Source organism: Arthrobacter sp. yr096 (assembly GCF_900108925.1).
Classification (GTDB): Bacteria; Actinomycetota; Actinomycetes; order Actinomycetales; family Micrococcaceae; genus Arthrobacter.
Map to the genome: position 1 here is coordinate 1 of NZ_FNYI01000011.1, position 20,792 is coordinate 20,792.

General features: G+C 61.9%; 14 protein-coding genes and 1 tRNA gene. 1 reads left to right on the plus strand and 14 read right to left on the minus strand.

Annotation, left to right across the window (positions count from 1 at the left end; all coding sequences use genetic code 11):
• Positions 1-44: 44 nt before the first annotated feature.
• The 7 genes from BMY91_RS20510 to BMY91_RS20545 all read right to left on the minus strand — a co-directional run bounded on the left by BMY91_RS20510 (position 45) and on the right by BMY91_RS20545 (position 7,691).
• The gene (locus BMY91_RS20510; RefSeq protein ID WP_090820731.1) at positions 45-1,136 is read right to left on the minus strand and encodes an isocitrate/isopropylmalate dehydrogenase family protein; all 1,092 of its coding nucleotides are present in this window, start codon (positions 1,134-1,136) and stop codon (positions 45-47) included.
• A 46-nt stretch (positions 1,137-1,182) separates the two neighbouring features.
• Complete coding sequence (locus BMY91_RS20515; RefSeq protein WP_090825312.1) at positions 1,183-2,313, minus strand: ABC transporter ATP-binding protein; 1,131 nt, start codon at positions 2,311-2,313, stop codon at positions 1,183-1,185.
• The gene (locus BMY91_RS20520) at positions 2,306-4,078 is read right to left on the minus strand and encodes an ABC transporter permease (protein WP_090825314.1); all 1,773 of its coding nucleotides are present in this window, start codon (positions 4,076-4,078) and stop codon (positions 2,306-2,308) included. The genes BMY91_RS20515 and BMY91_RS20520 overlap by 8 nt, the downstream gene beginning before the upstream one ends.
• Before the next feature lie 30 nt (positions 4,079-4,108).
• The gene (locus BMY91_RS20525) at positions 4,109-5,287 is read right to left on the minus strand and encodes an ABC transporter substrate-binding protein (protein ID WP_090825316.1); all 1,179 of its coding nucleotides are present in this window, start codon (positions 5,285-5,287) and stop codon (positions 4,109-4,111) included.
• A 294-nt stretch (positions 5,288-5,581) separates the two neighbouring features.
• Positions 5,582-6,364, minus strand: a complete 783-nt coding sequence (locus BMY91_RS20530; protein ID WP_217639274.1) for a FadR/GntR family transcriptional regulator — start codon at positions 6,362-6,364, stop codon at positions 5,582-5,584.
• On the minus strand, positions 6,354-6,830 hold the full coding sequence (gene rraA, locus BMY91_RS20535; RefSeq protein ID WP_090825320.1) for a ribonuclease E activity regulator RraA: 477 nt from the start codon (positions 6,828-6,830) through the stop codon (positions 6,354-6,356). The genes BMY91_RS20530 and rraA overlap by 11 nt, the downstream gene beginning before the upstream one ends.
• Positions 6,831-7,609: 779 nt before the next feature.
• Positions 7,610-7,691, minus strand: a tRNA-Leu gene (locus BMY91_RS20545).
• A gap of 198 nt (positions 7,692-7,889) precedes the next feature.
• Here BMY91_RS20545 and BMY91_RS20550 point away from each other — a divergent pair.
• Positions 7,890-8,495 (plus strand): ANTAR domain-containing response regulator, encoded by a 606-nt coding sequence (locus tag BMY91_RS20550; protein ID WP_011774540.1) that lies wholly within the window; start codon positions 7,890-7,892, stop codon positions 8,493-8,495.
• Between the two features lie 127 nt (positions 8,496-8,622).
• On the opposite strand, the gene pyk is transcribed toward BMY91_RS20550, so the two are convergent.
• From pyk to trpC, 7 genes are all read right to left on the minus strand, one after another.
• Positions 8,623-10,116 carry a pyruvate kinase gene (gene pyk, locus BMY91_RS20555; RefSeq protein ID WP_090825322.1) on the minus strand — a complete coding sequence of 498 codons (1,494 nt, stop codon included), beginning with the start codon at positions 10,114-10,116 and terminating at the stop codon, positions 8,623-8,625.
• 54 nt (positions 10,117-10,170) lie between these two features.
• Positions 10,171-11,628 carry a glutamate synthase subunit beta gene (locus BMY91_RS20560; RefSeq protein ID WP_090825324.1) on the minus strand — a complete coding sequence of 486 codons (1,458 nt, stop codon included), beginning with the start codon at positions 11,626-11,628 and terminating at the stop codon, positions 10,171-10,173.
• The gene (gene gltB / locus BMY91_RS20565) at positions 11,621-16,234 is read right to left on the minus strand and encodes a glutamate synthase large subunit (protein WP_090825326.1); all 4,614 of its coding nucleotides are present in this window, start codon (positions 16,232-16,234) and stop codon (positions 11,621-11,623) included. The genes BMY91_RS20560 and gltB overlap by 8 nt, the downstream gene beginning before the upstream one ends.
• A gap of 259 nt (positions 16,235-16,493) precedes the next feature.
• Entirely contained in the window at positions 16,494-17,648 is a 1,155-nt protein-coding gene (gene lgt, locus BMY91_RS20570; protein WP_090825328.1) for a prolipoprotein diacylglyceryl transferase, read from the minus strand.
• Positions 17,649-17,669: 21 nt separating this feature from the next.
• Positions 17,670-18,482 (minus strand): tryptophan synthase subunit alpha, encoded by an 813-nt coding sequence (gene trpA / locus BMY91_RS20575; protein WP_090825330.1) that lies wholly within the window; start codon positions 18,480-18,482, stop codon positions 17,670-17,672.
• Positions 18,482-19,858, minus strand: coding sequence for a tryptophan synthase subunit beta (gene trpB / locus BMY91_RS20580; RefSeq protein WP_090825332.1), 1,377 nt, complete (start codon positions 19,856-19,858; stop codon positions 18,482-18,484). Before trpB ends, trpA begins: the two co-directional genes overlap by 1 nt.
• Before the next feature lie 114 nt (positions 19,859-19,972).
• A complete protein-coding gene (trpC, locus tag BMY91_RS20585) occupies positions 19,973-20,791 on the minus strand; it encodes an indole-3-glycerol phosphate synthase TrpC (RefSeq protein ID WP_175538659.1) in 819 nt (272 codons plus the stop codon).
• Position 20,792: the final 1 nt, after the last annotated feature.

Sequence of the window (20,792 nt, forward strand, 5' to 3'; positions counted from 1 at the left end):
GCCGGGCGGGTGGTTTGTTCCCGCCCGGCGTGTGGGTGGTGTGGTTAGACGTGGGCGACGGTGGTGACGCGGGTGGCGACGGCGTCGGCGAAGTCGCTGGTGCCGGCGGTGCCGCCCATGTCTTTGGTGGTGGTGCCGTCCAGGACGGTCGCTTCGATGGCTTTTTCGACCAGTTCGGCGGCTTGGAGGACTTTCTCGTCGTCGAACTTCGCGCCGAGCCAGCGCAGGAGCATGGCGGAGGAGAGGATCATCGCGATGGGGTTGGCGATGTTCTTTCCGGCGATGTCCGGGGCGGAGCCGTGGGAGGCCTGGGCCATGGCGTGGGTGTCGGAGGAGTTGATCGAGGGTGCGATGCCCAGGGATCCGGCGACTTCACCGGCGAGGTCCGAGAGGATGTCGCCGAACATGTTTTCGGTGACGATGACGTCGAACTTGTTGGCGCGGCGGACCAGGTGCACGGTCATGGCGTCGATGTGGAAGTCGTTGACGGTGACGTCGGGGTACTGCTGTGCGACCTCCTTGCAGACGTCGCGGAACAGGCCGGTGGTCATTTTCAGGACGTTGGCTTTGTGCACGATGGTCAGTTGCTTGGTCCGGGACTGGGCGAGCTGGAACGCGGAGTGTGCGATGCGTTCGGTGGCGGCGCGGGTGATGATGCCGTGCATGATCGCTACGTCCGGGGTGGGCATGAACTCTCCGGTGCCTGCGAAGGTGTTCCGGTCGGCGTAGAAGCCTTCGGTGTTTTCGCGCACGATGACCAGGTCGGTGCCTTCAACGATGGCGTTTCCGCCGGGGAAGGCCTTCGAGGGGCGGATGTTGGCGAAGAGTCCGAAGTGTTTGCGGATGGTGCCCGAGGGGTTCAATGCGGACTTGTGCGGTTCGGGGTAGGACGCGCTGTCGTGCGGGCCCAGGAGCCAGCCGTCGACGTCGGCGAGGGCTTGGAGGGTTTCGTCCGGGACGGCGGTGCCATGGGTGTCGATCGCTTCACGGCCCAGGGGCAGTTCGGTCCAGTCGATGGCCGGCGCTCCGGCAGCGGCCATCGCGGCGTCAAGGATCTTCACGGACGCGGGAACGATTTCCGGGCCGATGCCATCGCCGTTCAGAACGGCCAATCGGTACTGCTTGGATGTAGTCACGGTATTTCCTTTTCTTTATAACCAGGTCTCGTTGACGGACCAGGAACTAGTGAATGACTGCCATGAGTTCGGCGGCGTCGGCTGAGACCACATTGGCGCGGGGGTAGAGACGCAAGGCCTCAATGGGAACGATCAGCATCAAGTCGCCCCGATAAGTGTTGCTTTTGCTGTCTACGGCCAAGGTGCGTGCACCGTAGCGAAGCTCGTACTCATAGCGGGAACCGACGTACGACGTCGTGAGGATTTCCACGGGAAGCCCCACGTGACCGGACGGTACGGATTCTTCCACCGGTGCGAGGGAGGCCTTTTCCGGACGGAACGCTACGGTGACCGAGTCGCCGTCGTGCATTTCGCCGGTCAGAACGGCGGTGACCGTTTCGCCGGTGTCTTCAAGCCGGACCACTGCCCGGTCCCCGATGGTTGAGGTGATGGTGCCGTCGAGGAAGTTGGAGCGGCCGATGAAGGCGGCGACCTCGGCGGTGGCGGGACGTTCGTAGATTTCCTCGGGCGGGGCGACCTGAAGCATGTTGCCATTGGACATGACCGCGATGCGGTCACTCATGGCCAGGGCTTCTTCCTGGTCGTGGGTGACGTAAACGGTGGTGATGCCGAGCTCGGACTGGAGGCGTTTGAGCCAGACCCTGGCCTGTTCGCGGAGCTTGGCGTCGAGGTTGGACAAGGGTTCGTCCAGCAGCAGGACCTTGGGTGAGTAGACAAGGGCGCGGGCCAGGGCGACGCGCTGCTGCTGGCCGCCGGAGAGTTGGTGCGGGTACCTTTGCGCCAGATGCGCCAAGCCCACTTTGTCCAACGCGTCGTGGATCAGGGTCCTTTGCTCAGCCTTGGGGACCTTGCGGATGTTCAGCGGCATCGCCAGGTTCTCAGCCAGCGTCATGTGAGGCCAGAGGGCGTAGGACTGGAACACCATGCCCAGGTTGCGCTCTTCCGGTGGAACAAACTTATTGGAGGAATCGTCCACCAGGACGGTGGTACCAACGGCGATGGATCCCGACGTGGGTTGTTCCAAGCCTGCCAGGCAAGACAATGTAGTGGACTTGCCACAGCCTGAGGGGCCAAGGAGGGTGAAGAACTCCCCGTCCTTGATGGTGAAGCTCACTTCGTGGAGGACAGTGATGCCTCCGAAGTCTTTGCGGAGATTCTTGACTACGACGTCAGGCATCTTTCTTACCTTTCATGAGCAGGCCGGCGATGCCGACGAAGGCTGCAGTGATAGCGATTTGAATGGTGGCCAGGGCGGCCACTGATCCAGTGTTGCCCTGGACCCAGAGCTCGAGCATCGTGGTGCCAATGATGTTCGTGTCGGCAGATCCAAGGAAGATCGCCGGGGAGTATTCCTTCATCATGACCACGAAAGTCAGCACCATGGCGGCGACGAAGGCGGGGGTGAGGAGCTTGGCCAGGACGCGGATGAACATGCGCATCCAGTCCGCTCCGTTGACGCGGGCGGCGTTGTCCAGTTCTTCACCGATTTGCATGACAGCCGGGGAGATGGAACCGAAGGCACTGGGCAGGGCGCGGAGGCCGAAGCCGATGATGATCGCCCAGATGGTGCCCTGGACGAAGGACCCCATGTTGAACGGCAGGAACGAGAACGCCCAGAAGAGGCCAATGCCGATGATCAGGCCGGGCATGGCTTGCGGTGCCAGGGCCAGATACTCGATGACCTTGCGGTACCGGAACGTGGACCGCTTGGCGACCACCACTGCCACTACGGCCAGGACGCTGACCAGAACGGCGCCGACGCCGGCGACGATCAGGCTGTTGCGGATGGAGGCCAGATAAACGGGGAACTCGAAGATGCGCTGGTAGTTGCCCATGGTGAGGGACTGCAAGGGGTTCTGCAGAGGCGTGAAGACCTTGGTGAAGGAACGCATTACCAAACCCAGGATCGGAACCAGGGCGCCAATGACGACGTAGACGGAGATGAAGGCGACCGAGAGCCACTTGATCCAGCCAAGGTCCAGCAGACGGGGCCGGGTTGCCTTGCCCCGGACGGAGACGAACCGCTTGGCGTCCTTGAGGAGCTTGGCCTGCACGGCGACAAGGAGGATGGTCACGAGCAGGATGATGACGGACGCGGCGCCTAGGATTCCGTAGTCCGGGTCGATGGACTGGAGCCCGTTCTTGTAGAGGAACGTCGCGAAGACGGTGATGCCGACCGGCTGTCCGTAAAGCAACGGGATGGACAGGGTTTCGATGGACATGCTGAACACCAGGACCGAGCTGTAGACCATGGGCGGGCGAAGCATCGGAATGATGACTGACCAGAGGATCCTGAAGGGTCCGGCGCCTACGGTTTGTGCCGCGCCTTCGAGCGAAGCGTCGGAGTTACGCAGGGCATTGGCGCAGAAAACGTAGGCTATTGGAGCCAGGGCCACCGCTTCAGTGATCGCCATTCCCGGGATCGTGTAGAGGTCCCATGGGAGGAAACCCAGGACCCGCTTGACTTGGACACTGGCGAAGCCGGCCGGGCCGTACATAGTGATCCAGCCGAACCCCAGGATCAGGGATGAGATGAAGAACGGCCACTGCATCGCGGTTCCGAAGAATTTCCGGCCGGGGATGTTGGTTCGAACGACGACGATGGCCATCGGCACTGCGATCAGCAGTGTCATCACGGTTGTCAGGACTGCGAACATCAGTGTGTTCAGTGCAACCTGGCCGAAGCCGCCTTCGGTGAAGAGCCTGGTGAAGTTCTCTGTGGTGAACAGACCGCCCTCCTCGTACAGAGGACGGTCCATCACCGACTGGTACAGCGTGGGGACCACAGGTGCAAGGACAAGGAGCGCGAGAATGACTATCGTCGACCAGTAGAGCAACTGGCTGCGGTCCGCACCGAGAATCCTGCGATACTTCGGTGCCGGGAATTCAGTTCGCGCCGGCGTCTGCGTCGGCACCTCGGCGACTTCGGGGAGTGTTTTCATGGTCTTGGTTCCAGATCCTTGCACAGCGGGTTACTTGAGGAGGCTCTGCCAGCGGTCGGTGAATGCCTTCACCTTGTCCGCGGGGACCGACTCGTACGGGGCCATGATCACGTTCTCTTCGCCGACCTTGGACACGACGTCCTGGTAGGTGAGGGCGAACTGGACTGACTTCACGCCATCGCGGTAGGAGGACAAACCGCCTTCAAGAACAGCCTGCTGTCCTTCCTGGGAGATTACGAAGTCCTGGAAGAGCTTGGCGGTTGCCGGGTGGGGCGCGTCAGCGGAAATGCCGAGCCCACGAGGGATAACCACCGTGCCGTCCTTCGGAAGGGCGATGTCGAACAAGCCGTTGCTGTTCTTCACCACTGGGAACGCCGGTGCTGCGGTGACCAGAACCCCGGCCTTGTACTCGCCGGCGAGGACCTTTTCAGACAAGGTACCCGAGGACGTTTCCGGTCGGGAGGCAGAAAGGATGGTCTCGATGGACTCCCATGACTTCGGCTTGGCCTCGGTCAGGTTGTAAAACATGGTGAACCCGAACGCTCCGGTGGTATCCCGGACGCCAATCATGTTTGTGAAGTCCGCAGGCTTTGCCTTGATCTGTGCGGCCAGGCCCTCCAGGCTCTCGGGCTTCTCCGTAAGGAGCGAGGTGTTGAAGGCGATGGTCTGCGGGTCCGCGGACATCGCCACCACCCCCGGAAGGAGGGACGCGAATTCGGGGACTTTGGCCAGTTCAGGTGAGGTGTACTTGGCCAACATGCCATCACGTGCGGCGAAGTCTGCCCAGGCCCCGGCGGCGTTGGAGACGAAGACATCGGCGCTGGAGGCGTTGGTAGCCTTCTCGCTCAAGGCCTTCTGGAAGACTTCGTCGCTGTCCAGGTTGTTCGCCGCGATCTTGGTAACGAAGGGGTACTTCTTCTTGAAGTCCCGCAGAATCGGATCCCAGTTCTCCTGGTCCGTATTGGAGTAAATGGTCAGCTCGCCGCCTTCTTTCTCGGCTGCTGCCACCAGGTCCTTGTAATCGGCCGGGTAGTAATCCGGGTACTGGCCCACGGCGATGGAGTTCTCCGGGGCCGGCGTCTGTGCCGTTTCGGATCCTCCACCGCAGGCGGTCAGGCCCATCACGGCGGCGATCGCTGCTGCTGCGCCGACGGTCATGACCGTCCGGCGGCGGGGCCCGGCGGGCAGGGCCTTCTTGAATTCAGTCATTGCTTCTCTCCCTTGAGGCTGCACGGCTGGTAGTGATTGGTTCCCCGTGACTGGTGATGCTCAGCCAGTGAGGCTGCTCACATAATCATGAGGCTAAGTGGTCGGCCAGTCAACCACTTTGTTGCGGGAAGTTCTGATTGAATTTGCCTCGCACACCAAGCATGCGCCAAAAGTGGTCGGCCAGTCAACCACTTTGCTCGATGCGTCTGCTGTAATGCTGAAACGTAGGTTTGGGCACAGAAAAGCGGGGAAGCATATCCGCTTCCCCGCTATCGGTCGGTATCGTTGTGCCGGCTATTCAGCAGACTTCAAAGTGGCCATGAGGCGGCCGCTGGCGGCATCCATATGCTGGGCCATCGAGCCCGAAGCCCCCTCGGCGTCTCCGGCAAGAATGGCCTCGTACACCGGCGTGTGCTCCGCGTGCGAACCGTCGAATGACGTTTCGGCGTCCATCACGCGATGGATCCACACGCGCAAAAGCGCAGCGATGTTCTTGAGCATGTTCGCCAGGACCGTGTTACCCGAGGCGTCGGCGACGGCGAGGTGGAAGTCCACGTCAGCGGAGACGAACTCTTCCGTCGTCTTGGCATCACCCATGGCGTCCAGTGCCTTCTTGATGCGCTTGAGGTCCGCGTCCGTCCTTCGGGTGGCTGCAAGACCTGCAGTCACTCGCTCAATGTGCTGGCGGGCCTCCACGAGGTCCGACGTTCGTCGCTCGCCGAGCATCAGGCCCCACTCGATCACCCTAGGGAGGAGCTCCGAATTGGCGTTCCGAAGGAACGTTCCCCCACCATGCCGGAATTCAACCAGACCCAGAAGGCCCAGGGACTTGATCCCTTCGCGGACCACCGAACGCCCCACACCAAAGGACTCGCTCAGTTGACGTTCCGACGGCAGCTTCTCCCCTGGCGCCACCTGCCCGGAGAAAATGTAATCCAGTAATGCCTTGGCCACTTCGGAGGAAGCCGGCTCGGCATGGACCACGCTGACGGGCTTCAATCCGGTCACTGAAGGGGCCGCCCGCTTGCGGCGGGTGGCGCGGGGGGCCGGCTCGGTAACGGCTGGGTCAGCGCTCAACGAGGACTCCATCTGGATCGCAGTACACCATGGCGCCCGGCTTGATAGTGACGCCTGCGAGCGTCAGCTCGACGTCAGTCTCACCTGCACCGGTTTTGGTACTTTTTCTTGGGTTGCTGCCCAATGCTTTCACACCGAGAGGAAGGTTGGAAATCGCTTCACGATCGCGGATTGCTCCATTGATGATCACTCCGGACCAGCCATTCGAAACGGCGATCTCGGCGATCATATCGCCCATGAGCGCCCGTGAGAGCGAGCCACCCCCGTCAACCACCAAGACGGCGCCTTCGCCGGGTCCTGATACGACGGATTTGAGCAGCGCATTGTCTTCAAAGCAGCGGACAGTCCTGGCTGGACCACTGAAGTGGGATTTAGCGCCGAGTGAATGGAACTGAATGGCGATGGACTGAATGTCCTCTCCGAGCTCGTCATAAAGGTCGGCCGTGTTAACAGATGATGCAGTCATGGATAATCCCTTCAAGTCTTACGGCCATGGTACTCCGCGATCGCTAACTGGTCGACCACATAATGATTAAACCCGGGGGTCACAGTGGCAGCGGCCGGTTCTCCACGACGTTCTTCATGACCATAGTGGAGCTCAACCGCTGAACGCACGGCAGTGCAGATAGCTGCTCGTCGTAGAGCCTTTGGATTTCCCGCAGACACCCTCGAAGCTGTGCATACGACACCTTGGAACGGACGTACGCGCTCACCCTTGAGCGAATGAGCGCAGAGGGGATGACGCCCTCAGACACATGTGGGAGTTCTATTTGAGCGACCCGGAAATAAGCAGCCGGGCCCGGCCAAGTGGGAGACCTTGATTGTTTGGCCCGTCATCTGAGCAGCGCGGACTCCGCTCACTATAAAGAAGATTTATGTGTGGACAATGTCCACACCCCCTTTGGCCTGACAAAGCAGCCACCATCAAGGTCTTCTCGCTCGAGGAATGAACCAAAGTCAGGATCTTTAGCGCAAGGTCCCGAAGTCGTGTCGTCCTCAGCATCTCTACGCCATGAAGAGGTGTAGGCCAACCACGACCTACCAGACGAACCAAGAGAGGACCCGCATGACCCCAGTTCAAAGCCAGCGGAGGGCCCACAAGCCAGGACCCTGATCCCGCTCCCCCACAACTTCAGAGGCGACCCGCGGCGCCAGGCGCACCCCGCGGCCAGAGTCAGAGGGACCTGGCCGACCAGAATGTACACACGTTAAAGCAAAAACCCCCTCCGACGAGGGGGTATGCCGTGCCCGAGGTGGGACTCGAACCCACACACCTTTCGATACTGCATTTTGAGTGCAGCGCGTCTGCCAATTCCGCCACTCGGGCGCGGATTACCGGGAGGTTAAATCTCGCTGACTGCTCTCACTTCTGTGAGCAACGCGATCCTTTCCCAGCACGCGAAATTACTATACATGCAGATAGGCTGATTCAAAGAACCGGGCGCGCTGATGCAACAAAAACCAGCCATCAAAGAGTCCACACTAAGATGGACATGAACCCGCCGAACCTTTTCAAGGAGATCCCGTGACCGAACAGACGGAGTCAACGTCCACAGCCCAGCCGGCCCGACGCGTTGTCGTAGCCGAGGATGAGACTCTCATCCGCTTGGACATTATCGAGATCCTGAAGGGCGAAGGGTATGACGTCGTCGGCGAGGCAGACAACGGCGAGAAAGCTGTGCAGCTGGCTGAGGAACTCAAGCCTGACCTCGTCCTCATGGACGTCAAGATGCCTGTCATGGACGGCATCTCGGCAGCTGAGAAGATCGTCAAGGCCCGCATTGCCCCTGTTGTCCTGCTGACCGCTTTCAGCCAGAAGGAACTGGTGGAGCGGGCACGCGACGCCGGTGCCATGGCTTACGTCGTCAAGCCGTTCTCCCCTGCGGACCTGATCCCGGCCATTGAGATTGCTCTCTCCCGCCATGAGGAAATCAAGGCGCTTGAGAACGAGGTTTCCGACCTCCAGGAGCAGTTTGCCACGCGCAAGCTTGTGGAGCGCGCCAAGAGCCTCCTGACCACCAAGATGGGCCTGACGGAGCCGGAGGCGTTCCGCTGGATCCAGAAGACCTCCATGGACCGTCGCCTCAGCATGCGTGAGGTTGCCGAAACCATTATCAACCAGGTCAACTAACAAGAATCAACGCACGACGGCGGCCGCGCACCTCACACGAGGTTCGCGGCCGCCGTTGTACCCACCACAAGCAATAGAAAAGCGGACCCCACCACGTCGGTGGGGTCCGCTTCCTGCAAGCTAAGAACTATGCCTTGGCCTTGGACTTCTTTTCGGGCCACGGGCCAACGGGTTCCTTGCGTGAACCTTCGTCGGTCTTGGAAGTGTCGGCAAGGTCGCCTACCTTGTGGACCTTCAGCGAGTTCGTGGAACCGGCCTGTCCTGGAGGGGAACCGGCAGCGATGACAACCAGGTCGCCTTCGTCCACGAGATCCATTTCCAGGAGGCTCTTGTCCACTTGTGCGGTCATCTCATCGGTGTGGCCCACGGAGGGGACCAGTACCGGCTGGATGCCCCAGGTGAGGGCCAACTGGTTCCACACGTGCTCCACCGGGGTGAAAGCGAAGACCGGCTTGACGGGGCGCAGGCGCGAGAGGCGTCGTGCCGAGTCGCCGGACTGGGTGAAAGTACAGATGTACTTTGCGTCCAACTGGTCAGCGATTTCGACGGCGGCACGGGTGATGGCGCCACCGCGGGTCTTGGGCTTGGTACCCAGCGGGGGGACGCGCTCGAGGCCGTGAACTTCGGTGGACTCGATGATCCGGGCCATGACCTTCACGGTCTCGATGGGGTACTGACCCACGGAGGTTTCGCCGGAAAGCATGACTGCGTCGGCGCCGTCGAGAACTGCGTTGGCGCAGTCGGAAGCTTCGGCGCGCGTCGGACGCGGGTTGTCGATCATGGATTCGAGGACCTGGGTGGCCACGATGACCGGCTTGGCCCAGCGACGCGCCAGTTCGATGGCGCGCTTCTGGACGATCGGGACCTCTTCGAGCGGCAGCTCGACGCCGAGGTCGCCACGGGCAACCATGATGGCATCGAACGCGTCGATGATTTCGTGGAGCTGCTCCACTGCCTGCGGCTTTTCGATCTTGGCGATCACCGGCACGCGGCGGCCTTCTTCATCCATGATCTCGTGGACGCGCTTGATGTCGGAGGCATCACGCACGAACGAGAGGGCGATCAGGTCAGCACCACGCTTGAGGGCCCAGCGGAGGTCGTCCTCGTCCTTTTCGCTCAGTGCAGGAACGTTGACAGCAACACCGGGCAGGTTGATGCCCTTGTTGTTGGAAACCTTGCCGCCGACTGTCACGGTGGCAACAACCTTGACGTCGTCAACCTCGATGGCGCGCAGCGCCACCTTGCCATCGTCGATCAGCAGGGCGTCGCCCACGTTGACGTCTTCGGTGAGGCTCTTCAGCGTCGTGGAGCAGATGTCCTTGGTGCCGGGAACGTCTTCGGTGGTGATGGTGAAGGTGTCCCCGACCGCGAGGTCATGGGGGCCGTCAACAAAGCGACCCAGACGGATCTTGGGTCCCTGGAGGTCGGCCATGATCGCCACAGGCTTGCCAAGCTGGGCGGCAGCCTTGCGGACGTTCTCGTAGGTGTTGTCGTGCACGGAGTAGTCGCCGTGGCTCATGTTCATGCGAGCAACGTCGACGCCGGCCTCCAGCACCGCGAGGGTGTTGTCGAAGCTGGAGATAGCCGGGCCGAAAGTTGCCACAATTTTCGCGCGTCTCATATACCTACCCTAAGTAGTTCATGCTGATTGAGTAAAAGATTGTTCCTGCCGGCGCTATAAGACCGCTATCGCCCGGTCGGTGGGGGCGACCGGTGCCGGGAGAATGGTGCTTCCCATCAGGAACTTGTCCACTGCGGCCGCACATGCACGGCCTTCCGCAATGGCCCACACAATCAGTGACTGGCCACGTCCGGCGTCGCCGGCAACAAACACGCCCTCGGTATTTGTCATGTAGTAGCCGTCGCGGGCAACGTTGCCCCGACCGTCGAACTCTGCACTGACCTGCTCCGTGATCCCCGCCGGCTCAGCGCCGGTGAAGCCAAGGCTCAGGAAGACAAGGTCAGCTGGGATAATGCGCTCTGTGCCGGCCTTGGGCAGGCGTTTGCCGTCCACGAACTCGGTTTCAGCAACTTTGACGCCGGTGAGCTTGCCGTTTTCTCCAACGAACTCAACGGTGGATGCAAGGTAGGTCCGCTCGCCTCCTTCTTCGTGGGCGCTGGCGACCTCGAAGAGAGTGGGGAACGTCGGCCACGGCTGGTGGGTTGCACGTTCGGCCGGCGGCTGCTTGCCGATGGCGAGCGTGGTCACCGAGGCAGCCTGGTGGCGGTGCGCGGTGCCGATGCAGTCAGCACCGGTATCGCCGCCACCGAGGATGACTACGTGCTTGCCACGGGCGTCGATGTGGTTCTCAGGGTTCTCCCCCGCCACTACACGGTTCGAAGGAACCAGGTAGTCCATGGCGAAGTGCACGCCCTCAAGGTCGCGGCCCGGGATAGGCAGGTCGCGCGGGACGGTAGCCCCGGTGGCCACAACTACGGCGTCGTAACGGCGTCGCAGCTGCTCCCAAGTGACGTCGGTACCGACCGCAACGCCGGTGCGGAAGCGGGTTCCTTCGGCCTTCATCTGCTCCAGGCGGCGGTCAACCTGTTCCTTCTCCATTTTGAAGTCGGGGATGCCGTAGCGGAGCAGGCCGCCGATCTTGTCGTCGCGCTCGTACACGGCAACGGTGTGGCCCACACGGGTCAGTTGCTGTGCCACGGCCAGACCGGCAGGGCCGGAACCGACGACGGCCACGGTCTTGCCGGTGAGGCGCGTCGGAGGAAGCGGCTGGACCCAGTCGTTGTCGAAGGCCTGGTCGATGATGGAGACCTCAACCTGCTTGATGGTCACTGCAGGCTGGTTGATACCCAGCACGCAGGAAGCCTCACAGGGTGCAGGACACAGGCGGCCCGTGAACTCAGGGAAGTTGTTCGTGGCGTGAAGGCGTTCAATCGCTTCTTCACCTTTGTCACGCCACACCAGGTCATTCCATTCCGGAATGAGGTTACCCAACGGGCAGCCCTGGTGGCAGAACGGAACGCCACAGTCCATGCAGCGGCCGGCCTGGCTCTTCAGAACACCCTTTTCCTGGGCTTCGTACACTTCTTTCCAGTCCATGATCCGGACCGGAACGGGCCGGCGTGGCTGCGTCTCGCGCTGCCGGACTTTCAAAAATCCGCGTGGATCAGCCACCGGTTACCTCCAGGATTCGAGACCATACTTCTTCGCCATCGGGGTCAAGGCCCTCTTCGATGGCGTCGAGACGGGTTTGCAGGACTGCGGCGTAGTCGCGCGGCAGTACTTTGGTGATACGGGCGGCGGTGTCGTCGAAGTTCTCGAGCAGACGGCCGGCCAGGACGGATTCGGTTTCCTCAACATGCTTGGTGAGCAGTCCGTGGACAATGTCGCGGTCCTCGGCGTCGAGCTCCAGGAGCTGGAGTTCACCGGTATCGAGGGCCATCTTGTTGACGCGCTCGGCCTGAAGGTCCAGCACATAGGCCGTACCGCCGGACATGCCGGCACCGAAGTTACGGCCGGTGCGGCCAATGATCAGCGTCTGGCCGCCGGTCATGTACTCGCACCCGTGATCGCCAATACCTTCGACGACGGCGGTGGCACCGGAGTTACGCACCAGGAAGCGTTCGCCCACCTGTCCACGCAGGAACATCTCGCCGCTGGTGGCCCCATAGCCGATCACATTGCCGGCGATAACGTTGCGTTCTGCCTGGAACACGTTGGTGCGGTCCGGGCGGACGATAATGCGCCCACCGGACAAGCCCTTGCCGACGTAGTCGTTGGAGTCACCGAACATGCGCAGCGTGATTCCGGCAGGCAGGAACGCGCCGAGGGACTGGCCCGCGGTGCCGTTGAGCGTGACGTCGATCGTGTCGGTCGCCAGGACATCGATGCCGAAGGTCTTGGTCACCACGTGGCCCAGCATTGTGCCCACGGAACGGTCCGTGTTGATGACGTCCAGGGTGATCTTGACGGGCATCCGATCGCTGAGCGCTTCCTGCGCCATGGTGATCAGGCGCTGGTCGAAGTGCTTGTCCAGCTCATGGTTCTGGCCGGTCATGTTGCGCAGCGGCACGTCGTCGTCGAACTCCAGCCCGTGGAGGATGGGGTCCAAGTCCAGGCCTTCGGCCTTCCAGTGATCGATTGCCTCACGGGTATCCAGGACCTCGGCGTGGCCGATTGCCTCTTCCAGGCTACGGAAGCCGAGCTCGGCGAGGATTTCACGGACTTCCTCGGCGAGGAACTCAAAGAAGTTGACCACGAACTCGGGCTTGCCATTGAACCGCGAGCGGAGCTCGGGATTCTGGGTGGCAACGCCCACCGGGCAGGTATCCAGGTGGCAAACGCGCATCATGATGCAGCCGGAAACCACCAGCGGAGCGGTTGCGAATCCGTATTCTTCGCCACCCAGCAGGGCAGCAATCACAACGTCGCGGCCGGTCTTGAGCTGGCCATCAACCTGAACCACCACGCGGTCACGGAGACCGTTGAGCATCAGGGTCTGCTGGGTTTCGGCCAGGCCGAGTTCCCAGGGCACACCAGCGTGCTTAAGCGAGTTCAGCGGCGAGGCGCCGGTTCCGCCGTCGTGACCTGATACAAGTACGACGTCGGCCTTCGCCTTGGTGACGCCGGACGCCACCGTGCCGATCCCGACTTCCGAAACCAACTTCACATGGACCCGGGCCGAAGGGTTGGCGCGCTTGGCATCGTAAATGAGCTGCGCGAGGTCTTCGATCGAGTAGATGTCGTGGTGCGGGGGCGGGGAAATAAGTCCGACACCGGGGGTTGAGTGCCGCGTCCGGGCCACCCACGGGTAGACCTTCTGGGCCATCAGCTGGCCACCCTCGCCGGGCTTGGCGCCTTGGGCCATCTTGATCTGGATATCGTCAGCGTTGGTCAAGTAGAGGCTGGTCACGCCAAAACGACCGGACGCGATCTGCTTGATGGCCGAGCGGCGCTCCGGATCCAGCAGACGGTCAACGTCCTCCCCGCCCTCACCGGTGTTGGACTTTGCGCCCAACCGGTTCATGGCGATCGCGAGTGTCTCGTGTGCTTCCTTGGAAATAGAGCCATAGCTCATGGCACCGGTGGAGAAGCGCTTGACAATGCTGGAGACCGGTTCCACTTCCTCCAGCGGAACGGCCGGACGCACGCCGTCCTTGAACTTAAGGAGGCCACGCAGCGTCATCAGGTTCTCGGACTGATCGTCAATGCCCTTGGTGTAGGACTTGAAGATGTCGTACCGGCGTTCGCGGGTAGCGTGCTGCAGGCGGAACACAGTCTCCGGGTTGAAGAGGTGCGGTTCGCCGTCGCGGCGCCACTGGTACTCGCCGCCGCCCAGCAACGGCTGGTGCGGGTGCTCGATGCCGCCTTCCGGGTACGCCATCTGGTGGCGGGCCGAAACTTCGGCTGCAATGACGTCCAGGCCGACGCCGCCCAGCTGGGAGTGCGTGCCGGAGAAGAATTCGTCAACGAGTTCCTGGGACAGGCCCAGTGCTTCGAAGGTCTGGGCGCCCGTGTAGGAAGCCACGGTGGAGATGCCCATCTTGGACATGATCTTCAAGACGCCCTTGCCCAGGCCCTTGATGAGGTTGTAGACGCCGTCTTCGGCAGTCACACCAACAACATCGCCGTTGGAAATCAGCTGTTCCACCGATTCCATGGCCAAGTACGGGTTGACTGCGGAAGCGCCGTAGCCGATCAAAACCGCGACGTGGTGCGTCTCGCGGACGTCGCCGGCCTCAACCACCAGAGCGGTCTTGGTGCGGTTGGCACTGCGGAGCAGGTGGTGGTGAACGGCGCTGACCAGCAGGAGCGAAGGAATTGGAGCCCACTGCGCGTTGGAGTCGCGGTCGGACAGCACAACGTACTGCACACCGCGGTTGATCGCACCGGAGACCTGCTCGCAGATCTCGGTCAGCCGAGCACGAAGTGCAGCTTCCCCACCCTCGGGGCGGTAGAGGCCACGGACCTTCATGGCGATGCGGTCGCCGTCGGGCGTTTCGATGTTGGCGATCTTGGCGAGCTGATCGTTGTTGATCACCGGGAACGGCAGGGAGATCTGCGGCTGGCGGACCTGCTTGCCATCAAGGAGGTTGCCGTTCGGGCCAATGGCGCACTTCAGTGAGGTCACCAGCTCTTCGCGGATGGCATCCAACGGTGGGTTGGTGACCTGGGCGAAGGATTGAACGAAGTAGTCGAACAGCAGGCGGGGACGCTTGGAGAGAACGGCAACTGGAGTGTCCGAACCCATGGCACCCAGAGGTTCTGCACCCGTGCGGGACATCGGTCCAAGCAGGATTTTCAGTTCTTCTGTGGTGTAACCGAAGGTGCGCTGACGGATGTTGACCGACGCGGCGGTGTGCACGACGTGCTCGCGCTCGGGGAGCTCGTTGATATCGATCAGGTTGTCCTTGAGCCATTCCGCCCAAGGGTTGGCAGCGGCGACTTCGGCCTTGACCTCAGCGTCGTCGATGATACGGCCGGCCTCGGTGTCCACCAGGAACATCTTGCCGGGGGCAACACGGCCCTTCTTGACCACGTTGGAGGGTTCAACCTCGATCACGCCAACTTCAGAGGCGAAGATGATCAGTCCGTCTTCGGTGATCCAGTATCGTCCCGGGCGCAGGCCATTGCGGTCCAATGTCGCACCAACCAAATTGCCGTCAGTGAAGGAAACGGCAGCAGGACCGTCCCACGGCTCCATGAGCAGGGAGTGGTACTCGTAGAAGGCACGGCGCGCTGGATCCATGGTGGCATGGTTTTCCCACGCCTCCGGGATCATCATCATGATCGAGTGCGTGATGGGGCGGCCGGACAGCCAGAGGAGTTCGGCTACTTCATCGAAGGAAGCAGAGTCCGAGGCACCGGGGGTGCAGATCGGGTACAGCTCTTCCGGGACCGAGCCAAGAAGCGGGCTGGCCAACTGTGACTGCCGTGCACGCATCCAGTTGCGGTTGCCCTTGACGGTGTTGATTTCGCCATTGTGGGCGATGGTGCGGAAGGGCTGCGCCAGGGGCCACGACGGGAACGTGTTGGTGGAGAAGCGCGAGTGCACAATTGCAAGCTTCGTCTTGAAGCGCTGGTCCGAGAGGTCCGGGTAGAACGGCTCCAGCTGCGCGGTGGTCAGCATGCCCTTGTAGACGATGGTGCGCGAGGACAGCGACGGGAAGTACACGCCGAACTTGTTCTGGGCACGCTTGCGGATACGCCAGGCGCGGGAGTCCAGCTCATTGTGCTCAAGCTGCTCACCGGTAGCCGAAGCAAGGAATGGCTGCGAGAAGTACGGCATACACGCACGCGCCATGGCACCTACGAGGTCTGCGACCACCGGAACCTCGCGCCAGCCGAGGACAGTAAGGCCCTCGTCTGCTGCCAGTGCCTCAATGCCGGCCTTCGCCGTCTCTGCCTCGCGGGACTCAGCCGGAAGGAAGGCGGTGCCCACCACGTACTGGCCCGGGGCGGGCAGCTCGAATTCAGTGACGGCCCGGAAGAACTCGTCCGGAACCTGCATGAGCAGTCCCGCACCGTCGCCGGTACCTTCGTCGGCGCCCACGGCGCCGCGGTGTTCGAGATTGCGGAGGGCGGTCAGTGCCGCTTCCACGATGTCGTATCCCGGTTCCCCGCGGAGCGTGGCAATAATCGCCAGTCCGCAGGCGTCCTTCTCCTTATCAGGGTTGTAAAGACCCTGAGCCTCCGGGAGCGCAGCAAAGCGCTTGAACGGAGACATGGCACCCTGAGGTTCGATTTTTTCGGACCAACCGGGGTTATGAAGATGGGTCATGGGAGACGTCCTTCCTCGAGATCGTGCGTATGGAAGGGACAACGTTGGCCCCACCTTGCCTGCCCTGTGACGGGCACAACAAAGCGCTAGTTATTGGAATTGTAGGCCAGCCGATCCAGCGCAACGAACAGTTACGCAGACCTCTGGCCCCGGCTTGACCAGCGAACATCGGTATGCTGCGATCCGGTTTCCGGGGTGCCACGACGCTGTGGACTGGGCCCTACGAGCGGTGACTCTGTTGCCCCTTTACCGAACGCGACTACTTGGTGTCGTCTGCCTTCGGTGTGGATTCGGGGGCCTTCCTCGCGGCAGGTTCAGCTGATGCGGAATCCGTAGAGGACACGCTGTCCTTTTCCGGTTTCCCTGCTTTTTCCCGCGGCTCGTCAACGTGGCCCGAATCGCTTTGGTTATCAGGGAGATTACCACGCGAACCAGTATCTGAGACAGATGCGTCCACATCATGACTGGTGACGCTGGTCACCGAAGCAGGCACCTTTTCTTTGGTTTCTGCCGGCTCGCGCCCCGCCAAATAAGGGGTATCAGGGACCGGGCGGCCCTTCATACCAAGGACAAAGAAGATGGCCAGCGCGGCAATGAAGACAAAGATGCTGGTCCAGACGTTGAGCCTTGTAGTGATGCCAAAGAGGTTGATCTGCTCGGCATCGTCAATACGCAAAGCCTCAATCCACACGCGGCCCAGCGTGTAGTAAACAGCGTAGAGCCAGAACAGCCGTCCCCAGCGGAAGTGGAACTTCTTGTCCAGCAGCAAGAGGATGGCTACGCCTGCGAGGTTCCACAGCATTTCGTAGAGGAATGTCGGGTGGAACAGAGTGCCAGCAGCCATGTCAGGCGGGAAGTTGGCATTGGCTGGATCGATCTCCAGGCCCCAGGGAAGTGTGGTCGGCGCACCGAAGAGTTCCTGGTTGAACCAGTTACCCAAGCGGCCAATTGCCTGTGCCAGCAGGAGCCCGGGAGCAGCTGCATCCAGGAAGGCCGTCAGTTTGACGCCGGCACGGCGGCAACCGATCCACGCGCCGACGGCGCCGAGGATCACCGCACCCCAGATGCCCAGCCCACCGCGCTGGATCTGCGGAATCAGCGAGAGGTCCCCGGTCCCGTCAAAGCCAGGACCGAAGTACGCATCCGGAGAGGAGAACACGTGGTAGAGACGGCCACCTATGATGCCGAAGGGAATCGCCCAAATGGCAATGTCCCAGAGGCTGCCTTCAGGCGCTCCACGTCGCTTCCAACGTGCCGAGGTCAGCCACAGGCCAACAATGATGCCCGCCAGGATGCAGAGGGCGTAAGCGTGAATGCGTAACGTCCCCCACGGCAGCGGAATATCGAAACCGGACCACGAGGGGCTCGGGATGCTCAAGGGGACCATTGCCGCAGCGTGGAGGACGGTCTGCATTCGCTTCGCTGTTTCCTTTTCCTAGGCTTCTGCAGCTGCGCGGCCCAGGCCGGCGCTGAGGTTCTTGGTGAGTTGTCCGACGGCGTCCACGCCGCCATCGCGGAGGGCCGCCACCAAAGCGGTGCCGACGATCACGCCGTCCGCATAGGCGGCGATTTCACGGACGTGGTCCGGATTGGAAACGCCCAAACCTACGCACACACGCTCGGCACCGGCAGCGTGCGCGCGTGCCACCACGGACTCCGCACTGCTGCTGACCGAGGTACGTGTTCCGGTGACACCCATGATGGAGACAGCGTAGACGAATCCACGGCTTGCCTTGACCGTCATGTCCAGCCGTTCGGGCGTGGAAGACGGCGCCACCAGGAACACCCGGTCCAAGCCGTACTTGTTGGAGGCTTCGATCCACTCACGAGCCTCGTCAGGAACCAAGTCAGGGGTAATGAGCCCGGCGCCTCCGGCCTCGGCCAGGCGGCGGGAGAACTCATCCACACCCATGCGCATGACCGGGTTCCAGTAAGTCATGACCAACACTGCCGCATCCGTGACGGCGGTGATGCCGGCTACCACGTCAAAGACGTTGGCAACGCGGAAGCCGTTGGAAATTGCTTCGGTGGTGGCGGCCTGAATGACGGGGCCGTCCATCACGGGATCGGAGTACGGGATGCCGATTTCGATCAGGTCAGCACCGTTGCGGGCCAGGGCTATACCGGCCTCAATGCTCTCCTGGACCGTGGGGTAGCCCGCGGGAAGGTAGCCCACCAGTGCGGCGCGACCTTCTGCTTTGGCGCGGTCAATGGCGGCAGCGGATTTGCTGGCGAATTCTTCAGTCATCAGTTGTGGTCCTCGTTGACATCCATGGCGGCTTCGGACGTGCGCTCCGCGGGCCCCTTGGGCTTCCGGGTGGAGAGCGTAGTGCCCTTGACATGCCCTTCCTCGTCCAACATGTTGAACCAGGCAGCAGCGGTTTCCACGTCCTTGTCTCCGCGTCCGGACAGGTTGACGATCACAGTGACGTCGGAGGGGTTCTCCTTGCCATCAGTGAGTCGCTTGCCGATCTTGATGGCACCGGCAAGCGCATGCGAGGACTCGATCGCGGGGATGATTCCTTCCGTGCGGCACAAGAGGCTGAACGCGTCCATTGCCTCGGTATCGGTGACAGCCTCATACGTAACGCGGCCGATGTCGGCCAAGTACGAGTGCTCCGGACCGACGCTGGGGTAGTCCAGTCCTGCAGAGATGGAGTGCGACTCGATGGTCTGTCCGTCTTCGTCCTGCATCAGGTAGGAGCGGGCACCGTGCAGCACGCCCGGACGTCCCAGCGAGATTGCTGCGGCGTGGCGGCCGGTATCCACACCTTCACCGCCGGCCTCAAAGCCGTAGATCTTGACCGAGGCGTCATCCAGGAAGGCGTGGAACAGCCCAATGGCGTTCGAGCCACCACCGATACAAGCCGCAATGGCGTCGGGAAGCTTACCGGTTTGCTCAAGGATCTGGCTGCGGGCTTCCTCGCCGATCACTTCGTGGAAGTAGCGCACCATCGCAGGGAACGGATGTGCACCGGCTGCGGTACCCAGCAGGTAGTGAGTGTTCTCCACATTGGAGACCCAATCGCGGAGGGCGTCGTTGATGGCGTCCTTAAGCGTCTGGCTGCCGTTGGTCACGGGAACCACAGTGGCACCCAGGAGTTGCATCCGGGCCACGTTCAACGCCTGCCGGCGGCAGTCCTCTGCACCCATGTAGACCACGCATTCGAGGCCCAGGAGGGCTGCGGCCGTGGCACTTGCAACGCCGTGTTGTCCGGCGCCGGTCTCGGCGATGACACGGGTCTTGCCCATGCGCTTGGCGAGTAGTGCCTGGCCCAGGACGTTGTTGATCTTGTGGGACCCGGTGTGGTTGAGGTCCTCGCGCTTGAGGAAGATGCGCGCTCCGCCTGCGTGCTCGGAGAAGCGTTTGGCTTCGGTCAGCAGGGAGGGCCTTCCGGAGTAATTCTTGTTGAGGTCCTTCAGCTGCGCGATGAAGTCGGGATCAGCTTTGGCCTTCTCAAAGGTGTCCTGGACTTCATCCAGGGCGGCGATAAGAGACTCCGGCATCCAGCGTCCGCCATAGTTGCCGAAGTAGGGCCCGGAGGCGTTGCGCAGCGAAGGGCCACCTTGCAGGAATGCGTCGGCCGCATTCTCTTCTGAGCCGGCTGTTGGCGCGTCGACCATCAGTCTCACCGTCCTGTTCCAGTTAGTTCTTTGGGTAGTTCCACCTGCCACAAGGCAGCCGCAGGCTCATGCCCGGGCTGCCTTATGACTGTTCACCGTGATTCAGGGACTGCCTCAGTTCCTCACGGCGATGGCTGCAGCTCCAGCTGCTTTGAATTCGGTAATGCGTTCGCGCGGGGTAGAGTCGCTGACCAGCGCCTCCCCCACCAGGATGGCGTTGGCGCCACCTGCTGCGTAATGCGAAACGTCGTCGGCGCCCCTGACACCTGACTCGGCCACGATGACGGACTCAGCCGGAATTAATCCCGCCAGTGACCCGAAAACCGAGCGGTCGACGTCGAGCGTCTTGAGGTTCCGTACGTTGATGCCAATGATCCTGGCTTCCGCTGCAACGGCACGCTCGATCTCTTCCTCGGTGTGCGTCTCCACCAGCACGTTCATGCCGAGCTGGTGGCTCAACGCGCTGAACTCAGCAAGCTCGGCATCGGACAAAGCCGCAACGATGAGCAGGATGAGGTCCGCGCCGTGGGCACGCGCTTCCCAGATCTGGTACTCGTCAACAGTGAAGTCCTTGCGCAGCAAGGGGATGTCGACGGCGGCACGCACGGCGTCGAGGTCCGCGAGGGAACCGCCGAAGCGGCGTTGTTCGGTGAGGACACTGATGACGGAAGCTCCGCCGTCGGCGTACTGCACCGCGAGGGATGCGGGATCGGCGATGGGCGCGAGGTCACCCTTGGAGGGGCTGCGGCGCTTGATTTCCGCGATGACCTTGAGATCGTCACGAACGGTCGACGAGCCACCCAAGGCTGCCCATGCGTCGCGGGCGGGAGCGGCACTTGCAGCCCGATCCTTCAGCTCCGCGAGAGACACGAGCCGACGCCGAGCCTCCATCTCCTCCTTGACGCCAACAATGATGTCATCAAGAACGGTCACG